The organism is Propionigenium maris DSM 9537 (assembly GCF_027925155.1).
In the GTDB taxonomy this organism is placed as follows: domain Bacteria; phylum Fusobacteriota; class Fusobacteriia; order Fusobacteriales; family Fusobacteriaceae; genus Propionigenium; species Propionigenium maris.
The window spans coordinates 122,468-136,101 of sequence record NZ_BSDY01000007.1; the positions used below are offsets into that span (position 1 = coordinate 122,468).

Sequence of the window (13,634 nt, forward strand, 5' to 3'; positions counted from 1 at the left end):
GTTTTGAATTTTTTACATAAAGTTTACCCTGTCACAGAATCTATCAAACAAAACCTTTATCTATAGCTAATTAAAGGAGTTCTGTCTCTGGATTGTCCCCTCTACTATTGAAGTCCATCTACCTATCCTGCTCCCTCTTAAAGTTTTTTAAAAAAGTCCTTGCATTAAACTATAGTTTAACATCTATACTGATCTCGTCGATAGGGGAAACCACCCTTAGACAACTATCTTGTATTAATAAGAAATTTCAGGAGGAATAGATATGAAAAAACTAGTAGTAATCACAGGAGCAAGCAGCGGATTTGGAATGGAGCTGGCCAAGGAGTTTGCCGAGGATGGATATCCTATGCTTATCCTGGCAAGAAGAGTAGAGAAGATGGAAGCTCTCAACCTTCCCAATACCATGTGCAGAAGGGTAGACGTGACCGATCAGGAGACCTTTAAAGCAGCTGTAAGAGAAGCTGAAGCTAAGTATGGTAAGACAGATCTCCTTGTAAACAATGCAGGGTTAATGCAGCTGGGAGACCTTGCTACACAGGATCCCAAGGAGTGGCAGAATATGTTAAATGTCAACCTTATGGGGGTTATGAACGGAATGCAGATTGTATTAAGGGATATGAAGGAAAGAAGGTTGGGCACAATTATTAACCTCTCTTCAATTGCAGGGCTTAAGCCATTCCCGGGACACGCAGCTTACTGTGCTACAAAGTATGGAGTTACCGGTCTTACAGAAGTGGCAAGACAGGAAGCTTCAGCATACAATGTAAGGGTGCTGTCTATCTGTCCGGGGGCAGTGTCAACTGAACTCCTTGGTCATACAACAGATCAGGGAATAATCGATGGCTACAACGAGTGGAAGGAAGCAGTGGAGGCAACCTCTATTACAGCAACCGATGTTGCCAAGACAATAAAGTATGCTTACGAACTGCCCCAGGGAGTATCCCTAAGGGAGATAGTAATCACAGATACAAGACAGGATGCATAGTAAAAAGGAGCGTGACGCTCCACCCCTTCTAAGTCTTATGTAATGGCTTTTTCTATGGAATTAATCTATAATTCTATACTTCTATTAATACTAAAAAACTCCAGGAAGATCTTCCTGGAGTTTTCCTTATTACCCTTGAAGTAAGTTTAGTCAGCGTCTTACTGCCGCAACTTACCTTGGATAAATTATATTCCTGTAAAATATTAAAAAATCTAGTTAAAAATAAATTCCACCTGAGACTGGGGTTTGCTCCTCAGAACCTCGGAGCTCTCTACGGAAACCTTCTCCTCTAAAAACTTCGACCTAAAGTATTGAAGAAGATTTTCCCTTCTTCCCTGAATAACTTTCCTTACCTCTCCTTCCAGCACCTCTCTCTTGGTACTTGTCTTGAAGATCTTCTCCTCCTTCAGCCTCTCATTGAGGATATCCATCTCCCTTTCCAGATCGGTGAAAAGAACTAATTTAACCTCTACACCGTCCTTCAACTCTAAAACCTTGGATATCTCATCCAGCTTTTTAGCCTCATCCTCTGTGAGCTCGCTGGAAAGATAATCGTAGGAGATGGTGCTAACCCTCTCCTCTGAAAGTCCAAGAGTTTTCGTGATCATAGTAAGGGGAGAGGCGGCTGCCCTTACTATAAGGTTCTTCATGGCCTGGAGAACAACTCTGTAGATACGGAATTGTGGGTCATTGAAGTCTCCGTAAACGGGGACATCCAGAAGAAGGTTGTTGTTCCTGTCCTTTAGCAGGTTTATTCCTAACTTTAGAGGAAGAGCCGGATTGTTCCCGGTACTTTCTCCAGGGTGGATATTTTTAACCCTTATAACATTCTCTCCCCTGAAGCTTCCGGCATCCATCTTTATCTCTCCCTGGTAGAATACCCTTCCAGACTTAATCTCATTGGGAAGGTTTTTTTTCAAGATGGGATTGAAGTCCACAAGATCCAGGTTTGAGATGTTAAATCTGCCATCTACATTTAATCCAGTGGCAGTAAAGTCCCAGTCCTCTACAAGGGACATGGCGGACTCGCTTTTAAACCTTCCTAGGCCTGTTAGCCCCCCCTCTAAAAGAAGGGTGAACTCCCTGTCCCTTTCAGAGGTGAAGTCCTTCATAGCTACCTCTATATCCTTAAGGGTATACTTGAAATCCTCCTCTATGAGATCCACTCTTCCCCCATCGACCTGAAGATTTTTCAGAAGAAGTAGTGGAAGTTTACTAGTGTCCCCTGCCTTCTTTTCCTCCATCCCTGAGGTCTTCCCTTCCTCTACTGAAGGTTCATCTGTGGGATTCTGGGAATCTTCCTTCTCCCATAGGGTAACCTTCGGGTTTGTAAGGCTCACAGAGGATATAGCCACCCTATCCTGGGTAACCTCATCCATTGAAACCCTTATCTCCTCCCCCTGGAAGAGAGGTCTTCCTTCTACAAGGGATGCTTTCAGGGAGTTTAAGATTACCTCTCCGTCTATTGTGTAATCTCTCATCTCTTTAAGGGAGAGGTTTAGGATTCCAGTGCCACTTCCCATGGAGTACTCCTCCTGGGATGTTTTCCCTCTGACATTTAACTCCTCTAGGAATATGGTGTTCCTACTCCTGATACTGTCTCCTGAATAGGTCAGGTAGGAATCTATATTCATAAGCCCAGAAAGTTCATAGGGGATCTCCTGGGAAATAGTGTTCACCTCTCTCAGATCCAGGGTAGTTACTCTGACCCTTCCCTTGAACCCTAACTCCTCCAAGTCCTCCAACACCTTTAGATCTCTCTCCTTAGAGATTGTTCCCCCTATCTTTACAGGGGTCCTTCTGTTAAGGGAGAGGGAAAGATCCACCTTGGATCTCCCCTCATAGGTACCGAAATTTTCCAGGGTAAGATCGATTTCCTCCAGGGAAGCCAGGGGGGTCTCAATGACACTATCACCTATGGATAACCTCTCTATAGCTATCTGTGGAAGAGTACCTCCTTCCGACTCCTCCTTTGAAGGGGTGGAAATGGATGTAAGGTGCTCCAATAACTCCCCCTGGTTGAGAAGGAAGCCATCCAGGGAGAGTTCCTCTATGTGAAAGTTGGAGTTGAAGAGATCCAGTTGAGGAAAGGTTATCCTCCCTCTATCCATGGAAAGGAGTCTCTTCTCCTGCTTATTTAAAATATCCAAGTTGGTAATACTACTCTTTCCTGAGATCAAGCAGCTATTTCCCGCTATCTTTCCCTGGACCTCCAGATCCAGGCTAACCTCTCCAGACAGTTTTGACAGTTCTAGGATCTTCTTGGGCAGAAACAGTTTGTCGTCTAGCTCGATCTTCTCTCCCTTAAAGCCTCCTCCAAACTCTGTGGTAGAGTCGTTGTAGTGGAAATCAATGTCCAGGTAGCTTCCGTCCAGAAAATCCAGTTTTGAGGATAGCTGAAAGAGGTTGTCACCATAGGTAAGCTTGGGAGTCTTAAAGGTAAAGTTGTTATCTGCAGTGATCACTTCATCCTGGTAGTACAGGGTAAAACTTTCAATGGTTATATTTTCCAGCTCTATCCTCTTGAGGAATGGGTCAACCTCCTCAGCTACCTCCTCCCCGGGATTTTTTTCCTGGCTTTCCTTCCAGTTCTCCATAATTTCTGCATAGTTTATCCCTTCAGAAGTCTGCTCTATCCTCAAGCTGGGATTAACCAGGGTTATCTCCTGGATAAAAAGGGTTTTAAAGATAAGTTTCATGGGATCTATATCTATATTAAAGGAGTCAAAGGAGATAAAGGTATCTTCCTCATTGGCCTCCATAATCTTAAAATTCTCCAGGTAGAGTGTAGAGGTAAGGTAGTTATACCTAACCTTTTCAGAAAACACCCTCCTTCCCGTTCTCTCTTCAAGGGTTCTTACAGCAACCTCTTGAATATATCCAGGGAGTTTCCTCATCCCTGCAGCAACAGCCAGAATAATAATGATCGATAATCCAAGCTTTGTTCTTCTTTTCATTCTGTCCTCCTAATACTCATATCTTCACCATAATTTAAAGGTCCCCTTAAGGAGCCTATAAACTCTATAAATTAACAATTTTTTAATTATATCACACCGAGAGGATTCTAAAAACAGAATTCTTTCCTGTAGGAATAACTTTTCTACCAGCTATCCTCCTGTCTATAATCCCTTCTTCTAGGAGAACCTATACAACCTGGCAATAAAAAAGAACCCCTTAATAGGAGTTCCTGGAATAGTTCCACACAATCTGTAACCTACCTGCTGAACTCATAGTCTCCTCTAGGCTACACTCTATTTTAGAGCTTTCTGCAGGCAGTATATCCCCTAGCCTCAGCTTCCTTTATGGTGTAGCTTCCAGCTACAGATTTCAGATATTCACATCCGGCTCTATGATACTTCTCCCCGCTCTTAGTTACATATACAACCCTGTCCAGGCTAGCTGCCCTTCCCTTTTGACTACCCTTTTTCTTGCTTCTTCTATACTCCCAGGGAGCCACTGGATCGGTACTCCTCCACAATCCCGCTTTATACTTTCTGGCATGGGCTTCAGCCTCCTGAAGATCCCTGTCCTCCCTGGCATAGTACCGATACCACCAGGCATACCCAGCTTCTACAACCTTCCTGTTTAGATAGTTCCTGTAGCCATATCCGTAGTATATCTTCCCCACCTTTCTCCCATACCTGTCTGTGGACACTACATCTACCTTGACCCTCTCTCCCAGGACTCTCTCTGCTACAAATACCTTGGATTCCAGTCCATAATCCTGGGATATCTCAGGAGCATCTATTCCGTAAAACCTCACCTTATACTTCCCTTCAGGGGTCTCCAGGTGAAGGGTGTCTCCATCGCTTACACGACTCACCGTTCCCACTAAACTTTGAGCCACAGATAAGCTAAAAACCAATATAAATATTACTGCACCTGTTATCTTTTTCATCTCATCTCCCAACTTTCTCTGCATGCTGTCTTCTTCAGTCTCTTCTCTAAATTTCAGAAGTATCTTTATCTTAAGCTACCTTCCTATCCCTGATCCCGCTCTCTTTATTATCTGAATGGGATAGGTTACGGCACCCCTCTCATAAAAACTCTAAGGGCAACCTCTGAAGCGGTGGCCCCTCCAAGACCTCTATCCCCATCCTTATAAGATCTGCTACAGATCCAATTGTACACAATAAAAATTTTTCTAACACCATCTCACTCCCGGCTCTCTCTCCACTAGGAACCTCTAACATTCCTTTCTAAAGGGAAATTATACCACCTTAGGTCTTGTATGACTATAGTTAAATAAGTTAACTATAGATAAAGCAACGTTACGCTGTATCTTAACAATGACTTGGAACACCACTCACTCCACGTAGTTTTTATAAATTCTATACATTTCTTAATAATAAAAAGACACTTATAAAAGTGTCTGGGATTTGAGTATCTGGTAAATTCAAGGTTTCTTCCTTCTATAAGCTTCCCATGAGTTTCTCCGAGGAGATTCTTCCCCTGAGAAGGTTTTTCTTCATCCTTCTCTTCATAGAGTACATCCTGTTATCAGCCTCCATGAGTAGCTTCTCCACCGACTCCTTATTTTTATCTGAGGATTCTGCGATCCCATAGCTCACCGATGCCCTATATCCCCTTGAAGAGGTATTATTGTAAAGGGCTATCCTTCCCTCTACCCTCTTCATAACCTTAGCTGCTCCCTCTATTTCGCACTCAGGGAGAACTACTAAAAACTCATCTCCCCCCATCCTGGCCACTATATCCGACTCCCTTACACTTGACTTAAGAATCTCAGATATATCCTCTATGAGCCTATCTCCGCTCACATGACCAAAGTTATCATTTACAGCCTTTAAACCGTCGATATCTATAAAACACACCGACAGGCTTCTCCCTCCTCTCCTTGAGAGAGCGTAGTGATTTTTCAGCAGCTCCAGCCCCATCCTTCTGTTATAGGTATTGGTCATATCATCCATAGTTGCGTAGTATTCCAGTTCCCTCGTCTTTTCCCTTATCCTCTCCTGAAAATCCCTTGTTCTCCTGAGAGAGAGAAAGGTTACTCCCCCTCCAAAGAATACTCCTAAAAATACAGGGAGAATAAAGAATGTTGCCTTAACCTCTACTCCATTTACCCTGAGGTTTATCGTCCCCATAATAAGTATAAAGACCGTCATCAAAATAATATTTATAGCTAAAGACCTCCACTTCTCCATCTGCCTCTCCCCCCTAAAAGACTAAGTATCCCTATTAATATTAAGGTCACCACCAATAGTATACTTTATCAACTATTATTTTTCCACCTCTACCTGGCTTTATTCCACAAAACTATTCCTGAAAAAACAAAAAGCACCCCTCAGAGTGCTCCTTCCTCTAAAACTAAATCAATACCTTTCAAGAGATCCTCCCCTCTAGATCTACTCCCTGATCTCCTTCAATACCTCCATTATCGTTTGGTAGACCTCCTCACGGATAATCCTTCTCAGATCCTCTTCCTTCATCTTCTTGAACTTCTTCCCCTTCTTGGATTTTTTTGTCCCCTCCTCTGCGCAATTTCCCAGACCACAGTAGCTTAAATCTGTAGGGTCAACCTCTCCCTCAGGGATCTCCATGGGGCAACAGAGAAACTTTTTGTCTGAAGCAGTTCTTCCACACTTCTTACATATATACCTTCCATCTCCTACCATATCAAAATACTTCTTGGGGTCTCCCCTTCTTATATCCTTATATGCTCTACACATCTTAGGCATAGTATCTCCTCCCTTCACCTAAATAATTATACTAGGAGTTATAGGAATTCCCTGTAAGCTAAGAAGGTAAAAAGTTTTTTTCAGAGAAGATATGAGTATGGAGGTGAAACTATGTATTCCTTTAAAGGATTTTTTAAATATTTGGAAAAACAAGGGAGAGAACTGGAGAAAAACTTGATGGAGGTCGGTATCTCAAGGGATCCAGAGGTGGTTCACAGGTGCCGGGTAGCCATCAGGCGGCTAAGAGCAACCCTCGGACTCTTTCAGTGTGATCCTACTCTCCTAGATGAGATAAAGGATGTGGCACAAACTCTGGGACCCCTAAGGGATATAGAGGTACAGCTGGAGTTTCTAAGAAAAGCTGAGCTCCCCTTGAGAGAGAAAAAGTCTATCCTTCAGGAGAAGCTTCTGAAGTTGGAGATTGAACGGCTGAGAATATCTGGTCTCAATCTTACCCTCTCCTCCGCTGAATTTTTAAATAGGGTATCTCAGGGAGTGGGAAGAAGAAAAATATCCCCGTATAAAATCTATAAAAACCTGGTTAAAAGATCTAGAAGGGTAGTTGAAAATCTCTCCCAGGAGCCCTTTGAAAACTACCACAGGGTGAGGATAGATCTTAAAAAGATCAGATACCTCTTAGAAGCTGTAGAGGTTGTGGAAGGGTCCTTCAAGGATCCCATAGACCACCTCAAGAAGTTTCAGGATTCCCTGGGGGAGATCCACGACATGGTTGTATGGCTTCAGGAGATCTCAGGCAGGGAGGACCTCCCTGCCCTAAGGAAGACTCTTCAAGAGAAAAGGAACCTAAGTATGAAGGAGTTTAATGAAGTCAGGGGGAATCTCTACAACCTCCTTGAGAATATCCTCAACACCTCTGCAGCCCTTGTTACAGGTAAAAAACCTCACTCCCAGGAGCTTCTTTCCCTGGTCTCCTCCCCCAAAGAGAAGGAGGAGGCTGCAGAGGCCCTGGCTCTCCACCTCTCTCCAGATCCATCTCATATTCAGAGGGTGGCTAACAAGTGCAGAACTCTCTACTCAGTTTTGAAGGAGCGGGTGAAATTAACTGAGGAGGATCTTCATCACCTCTACTGTGCCGCCCTCCTCCACGATATAGGTCACTATCTAGGAGGAGAGGAACACCACAGGGACAGCTATACCCTCATAGTAAACTCCTCATGCCTTCCCCTTAATATTTCAGAGAGGGAAGCTGTAGCCATCCTTGCCAGAAACCACAGGAAGAAGCCCGATTTCACCACAAACCTCCTTAATAAAAGAGAGGTGGAGAGGCTAAAACCCCTCTCTGGAATCCTCAGGTGTGCTGACGGCATGGAGATGGAAAGCTATGAGTATGTGGGTAACTTTACCCTTACCTCCTCGGAAGGTACCCTCACATTCAGGGGAGGTCAAATAAGCCCTCTTCTTCAAGATAGGTTTAGGAGGAAATCCTCCTATCTGGCTGAGGTCCTGGGGTTGAAGATAAAGTATATCGAAGTAGAATAGGATAAGATCTAAGATTTTCCATATAAAAAGCAACGTGACGTTGCATCCAAATAATCAATCGAAACATTAATTATTTAATATAATTCTTTATAAATTTTATGCTTTCCTTAATAAGGAAAACAGAGGCGGGATTAACCCGCCTCTGTTATTTTTTTACTACCTCCAGCTGCCGTCCGAAGACCTCCTTAAACCTTTTACCGGACATGAGCATCCTGCTCACCTGCACATCCATAAGCTCCCCAGTATCTATGCAGAACCTAACCCTTTCACCATCTATCTCCACGTGGAAATCCTCCCTCTTCATAAGGAAGGTCCTGTTGAAAATCTTGGAGATCCTCAAGATTATGGAGAGGTAGGTAATCTCCTTGAGATCACTCTTCCCCAAAAGCTTAGTGTAGTTTTTATGGAGGGTATTGAGTTTCTCCTGCTGGGATACGATGAGGGCTGCCTTTACCAGATCTTTATGACTGATTCCCCTGAGTTCCGCATTTAATATCATATAGAAGGAGTGAAGGGGATAGTCGTGAAAGCTCACACTGACTCCAACCCTGCCCATGTAGCATATCGTCCTTAAGATCTCCTCGGGAATCCTTTCCATCTTGTGAAGAGGATCCAAAGCCTCCAATATCTTAGTGAATACCCCATAGACCCTTTCGCCATCTTCCCTTGAGAGGGAGTAACGCTCCACAGTATCAAAGAGAGAGGTCTCAAAGACGTTCTCAAAGGTTCTTCCATACTCATAGAGCTTCTCATAGAGAACTCCCTCCCTTATACCAAAACCGCTTATAACAGCCCCGCTAAGAGATGAATAGGAGATGAGCTCCCTTATGGCACATACAGCCCCTGTGAAGATATCTGCTCTGGACCTGGCAAGACCGGGAAGAAGAAGCTTCTCTTCATAATCCATCCCCTTGATCTTTCTATATACACTCTCCACCTCATCCAGGTTCATCCTGTAGTCGTGAAGAAGAAGGAGGGGATAGTTTATCATGAGGGAGTGTACCTTGGCCAGGTTACGGATAGTTCCCCCTACACCTATGAGGGGGATCCCCTCTGCCTCCTTTAGCCAGGGTACCCTGGAGTACTCCTCCATTATATACTTTTTCAGCTGTTCCTCCTCCTTGCTGCTCAGAGAATCCCTTACCTGGGCGATCTGGGAAAGGGTAACCGATCCAAAGTTGAGGCTGATCCACTTGTGAACTTTTCTCTCCTTATACCACACCAGTTCAGTGCTGGCTCCCCCCATATCCATGAGGATTCCCTCATCCACTTCCAGGTTGTTTATGGCCCCCTTGAAGGAGAAGAAAGCCTCATCCTCCCCGGAAAACACCTTTATATCCATACCCAGCTGCTCTCTCACAAGGTCCAGAAGAACATGGGAGTTCCTTGAATTTCTCACAGCAGCTGTGGCAAAGGGAATTATCTCATCTACACCGTATCTCTCACATACTCTTTTAAAGAGCATGAGAGTATGGAAGGCCAGATCCATCCTCTTTAACTTCATCTCCCCCCTTTCATTGACCCCGTCCCCCAGCCTGGGACTCTCCTTAATATCCTCTATGGCCTTGAAGGATCTATTGGGGCTGATCTCGTATATCACAAGTCTGATAGAGTTTGACCCTATATCTATTATTCCAATTCTCTTCATAGTTCTGCTCCTTTTACCTTCAGGTAGTTAAGGTATTCACCCTGTTATCTAAATAATACTTAATAAAAAAGGATATATTTCCTTTATTTCTAAAAAGATATTGCACCCTCCAGGGCATATTTAAGGATAGTTCACACCTTTAAATATGCTAACAGAGGGCCATCAAGCAGTAGATAGAGGACAGACAAATAGATCGATCTTTGAAGGGAGAGGCATATGAAGTATATTTCTGTTATTGAAATATCCCCCAGCTTTGTAGAGATGATAGTGTGCCAGCAGGGTACAGCAAACTACGAGGTAGTGGAGAGGGTGAGGGAGGAGATAAATATCTTTAAGGGGTACCAGAAAACCGGAAAGGTCTCCTTTGAAAAGAGCAAGAAGCTGTGTGAGATCCTCAAGGGGATGAAGAGCTTGTCGGAGGGTTATGGAACATACAGGATCCAGATAGTCACCACCAGCTCCTTCAACCAGCTTACCAATGCCCTCTTTCTCCTAGACCAGATAAGGATTCATACTGGAATAGTGGTAGAGATGCCAAGGCTCCTGGAAAAGAAGAAACTCCTCTTTAAGAAGTTTCTCAAGTACAGGGAGGAACTTATCAGCCAAAGGAAGACCTCCCTCCTCCTCAATATAGGAAGCTCAACCACAGACCTCGTATTTCTACACAACGGGAAGTTGATTAAAAACCAGATGATCTCCACTGGAGGTTACAAGGTAGCTGAGTTTATCTCCGAGGAGGAACTCTCCCCTACAGAAACCCTCACCTTTATGAGGGACTATATCTATAACTACCTTATCGAGATAAGGAGGGAACTGGGAAGAAAAAAGGTTGTAAGGCTTTCCCTCATTGGGGAAGCAGGGGAGATACTTTTAAGAAAGTACGGGGAAACTCCTCCCGTAAGATCCCTTACAAGGGAACAGCTGAGAGATATAGTAGAGGAGATGGAGAAGCTCTCCTTCAAAAACTTTGCATCTAAGTATGGTATCTCCGAGCTTCTGGCCCTCAAGGGCTTTATCGAGCTTGCCATGGTAGAGGTGATCATAGATGAGTTTTCCATAGAGGATATGACGGTACTCACCTATGACAACAAGGAGCTCATCGCCTATGAGTACTTCTATCCCGTAAGAAAGCAGGAGATGGAGGAGGAGATGTGGGAGCTCAGTGTACAGGCAGCAAGGGCCCTAGGGGAGAAGTACTACTTCCACCTGGGACACTCGGAGTTTACCCTTAACCTTTCAAAAAAACTCTTTGATACCCTGAGAGGAGTACACAAGATCCCCAGGAGGATATACAGGTATCTGGAGATTGCAACCTACCTCCACGATACTGGTAAGTATATAAACTTCAGGGAGCACAACAAGCATTCCGAGTATATCACCAAAAACTCATTTCTCTTTGGCCTTGGAGAGGATGAGCTGGAGTTCATCTCCTTCCTCTGCTACGCCCATAGCGGAGACGGTATAGACTACTCCAGATACCTGGACAGATTTTCCTCCAAGGAAAGGATATACATATTAAAGGCTCTGAGAATACTAAAGGTAGCAGCAGCCCTAGACAGAAGCAAGCGACAGAAGGCTGAAAAAGTTGAGATCTCCCTGGAGGGAGAGTTTGTAAATATCGAGATCTATACCAGAAATGATTTCCTGATAGAGGAGCTCTTCTTCAATAAACAGGCAGTATTTTTCAAGGAGGTTTTTGGCCTTACGCCAAAGCTTCATATAAACAGGAGGTACTATGGAGAAAGCATATAGCCCCACAGATTTCATAAACAGGGAGCTTAGCTGGCTTGAATTCAATAGAAGGGTACTGGAGGAGAGCGAGGATGAAAACACCCCTCTTTTAGAAAGGCTGAAGTTCATCGCAATAACAGCATCAAATCTCGATGAATTTTTTATGGTGAGGGTAGCCGGACTGAAAACCCAGTATGAGGAGGGAATGACCAAGAAAGATATTGCCGGACTCACTCCCAGGGAGCAGCTGATAGAGATAAGAAGAAGCTCCCAGACCCTTGTAAAAGATCTATATAGCAGCTATGAGAGAATCATGGAAAAACTGGAGGCAGAAAAATATCTCAAGATCAAATTCTTTAAGGAACTGACCAAGGAGCAAAAAAAGTATGTCCAGGCCTACTACTCCGAGGTAATCTTTCCCATCCTTACCCCCATGGGAATCGATGCAGGAAGACCCTTTCCCCACATCAACACAGGGACCCTCAACCTGATAGTTAAGATAAAATCCGATGACAAAATCGGCCCCCTCTACTCTGTAATCCAGGTCCCGAGGGTTATCAAGAGACTAATAGAGCTCCCTGTAAAAGGTAAAAGAGAGTTTATCCTCCTAGAGGAGATAATCTCAGCCATGGGGGAGGGGCTCTTCACAGGCTATGAGATAGAGGAGATGGGAGTATTCAGGATAACCAGGTCTGGAGATATGATAATCGATGAGGAGGAAGCTGAGGATCTTCTCATTGAGATAGAAAAGGAGTTAAGAAGGAGGAGGTGGGGAATCCCTGTAAGGGCAGAGTACAGTATCCACCTTGCCCAGAACTCCAAGGATTTCCTCAGGGAGAAGACAGGCCTCCCCCTAGATGATTTCTATGAGGTAGAGGGACCCATAGATCTCACCTTTCTCTGGGAACTCTTTGACATGGAGGGATTTGAAGAGATAAAGTACCAGAGGAACTATCCCTCCTTCACCAAAAAACTCCAGGGAAAAGAGGTCTTTAGCAACCTCAAAAAGAAGAGATACCTCCTCCACCACCCCTACGATACCTTTGATCACGTGTCTGAGCTCATAGAAACTGCTGCTGAGGACAAGAAGGTCCTGGCTATCAAGCAGACCCTCTATAGGGTAAGCGGGGACTCAGCAGTTGTAAAGGCCCTCATGAGAGCAGCTCAGAATGGGAAGCAGGTCACTGTGGTGGTGGAACTAAAGGCCAGGTTCGACGAGGAAAGAAATATCAGGTGGGCCAAGAAGCTGGAAAGAGCCGGATGCCATGTCATCTACGGCCTCAAGGGACTGAAGGTCCATGCAAAGTGTCTCCTCATTATAAGAAGAGAGGAGGACGGAATAAGAAGGTACCTTCATCTGGGAACTGGAAACTACAACAGTCTCACTGCAAAGCTCTATTCAGACTTCTCCTACTTTACCTGCGACACCCAGATGGCCATGGATATATCCAACCTCTTCAACAGGTTAACAGGTTTTTCTACAAATACCTCCTGGCAAAAGATCATCGCTGCTCCAGAGTTTATGAGGGAGGAGTTTTACAGGCTTATCAAGAGGGAGGAGGAAAATGCTGCTGCTGGAAGAGAGGGAAGGATCCTCGCAAAGATGAACTCCCTGGTAGACAGGGGTATAATTGAAAAACTCTACGCTGCCTCAAAAGCGGGAGTAAAGATAGAGCTAATAGTGAGGGGAGCATGCTGTCTCAGAGCTGGTATAGAGGGGCTTAGTGAAAATATAAGGGTATCCAGCCTAGTGGGAAGATATCTGGAACACTCCAGAATCTACTCCTTCCATAACGACGGCGAGGAGGATATCTACCTCTCCAGTGCAGACTGGATGAAGAGAAATCTCGACAGAAGGATAGAACTTCTCTTTCCCATAGAAGATAAGGAATCCAAGAGGAAGATACATCGGATACTGGAGGGACTCCTCAGGGACAACATCAAGCTAAGAAGACAAGGGAGGGACGGTACCTATGAAAGAGTGGAAAGCAGCAAGGAAACCTTCAATGCCCAGGAGTCATTTTTCACGGAAGACTCCAATAATGGCGGAGGTAAAAAGTCATAGAAGGTA

General features: G+C 44.4%; 9 protein-coding genes. 4 read left to right on the forward strand and 5 right to left on the reverse strand.

Translation table 11 applies throughout. The features are described 5' to 3' along the window. Positions 1-262: 262 nt before the first annotated feature. Positions 263-985, forward strand: coding sequence for an SDR family oxidoreductase (locus QMG11_RS09165; RefSeq protein ID WP_281835378.1), 723 nt, complete (start codon positions 263-265; stop codon positions 983-985). A 212-nt stretch (positions 986-1,197) separates the two neighbouring features. Here the strand turns inward: QMG11_RS09165 and QMG11_RS09170 are convergent, their stop codons facing one another. From QMG11_RS09170 to QMG11_RS09185, 4 genes are all read right to left on the reverse strand, one after another. Continuing rightward, positions 1,198-3,942 (reverse strand): DUF748 domain-containing protein, encoded by a 2,745-nt coding sequence (locus QMG11_RS09170; protein ID WP_281835380.1) that lies wholly within the window; start codon positions 3,940-3,942, stop codon positions 1,198-1,200. A 299-nt stretch (positions 3,943-4,241) separates the two neighbouring features. Further along, a complete protein-coding gene (locus QMG11_RS09175; RefSeq protein WP_281835382.1) occupies positions 4,242-4,883 on the reverse strand; it encodes a thermonuclease family protein in 642 nt (213 codons plus the stop codon). Between the two features lie 514 nt (positions 4,884-5,397). Continuing rightward, positions 5,398-6,150, reverse strand: a complete 753-nt coding sequence (locus QMG11_RS09180; protein ID WP_281835384.1) for a GGDEF domain-containing protein — start codon at positions 6,148-6,150, stop codon at positions 5,398-5,400. A 201-nt stretch (positions 6,151-6,351) separates the two neighbouring features. Continuing rightward, positions 6,352-6,684 carry a hypothetical protein gene (locus QMG11_RS09185; protein WP_281835385.1) on the reverse strand — a complete coding sequence of 111 codons (333 nt, stop codon included), beginning with the start codon at positions 6,682-6,684 and terminating at the stop codon, positions 6,352-6,354. 111 nt (positions 6,685-6,795) lie between these two features. On the opposite strand from QMG11_RS09185, the gene QMG11_RS09190 reads away from it, so the two are divergent. Beyond that, complete coding sequence (locus QMG11_RS09190) at positions 6,796-8,184, forward strand: CHAD domain-containing protein (RefSeq protein ID WP_281835387.1); 1,389 nt, start codon at positions 6,796-6,798, stop codon at positions 8,182-8,184. A gap of 145 nt (positions 8,185-8,329) precedes the next feature. Here QMG11_RS09190 and QMG11_RS09195 read toward each other — a convergent pair whose 3' ends face one another. Next, positions 8,330-9,832: a Ppx/GppA phosphatase family protein gene (locus QMG11_RS09195; RefSeq protein ID WP_281835388.1), complete on the reverse strand. Its 1,503-nt coding sequence runs from the start codon at positions 9,830-9,832 to the stop codon at positions 8,330-8,332. Between the two features lie 216 nt (positions 9,833-10,048). On the opposite strand from QMG11_RS09195, the gene QMG11_RS09200 reads away from it, so the two are divergent. Further along, positions 10,049-11,584, forward strand: a complete 1,536-nt coding sequence (locus tag QMG11_RS09200) for an HD domain-containing protein (RefSeq protein ID WP_281835389.1) — start codon at positions 10,049-10,051, stop codon at positions 11,582-11,584. Beyond that, on the forward strand, positions 11,568-13,628 hold the full coding sequence (gene ppk1, locus QMG11_RS09205; RefSeq protein ID WP_281835391.1) for a polyphosphate kinase 1: 2,061 nt from the start codon (positions 11,568-11,570) through the stop codon (positions 13,626-13,628). Before QMG11_RS09200 ends, ppk1 begins: the two co-directional genes overlap by 17 nt. The last annotated feature ends 6 nt before the right edge of the window (positions 13,629-13,634 follow it).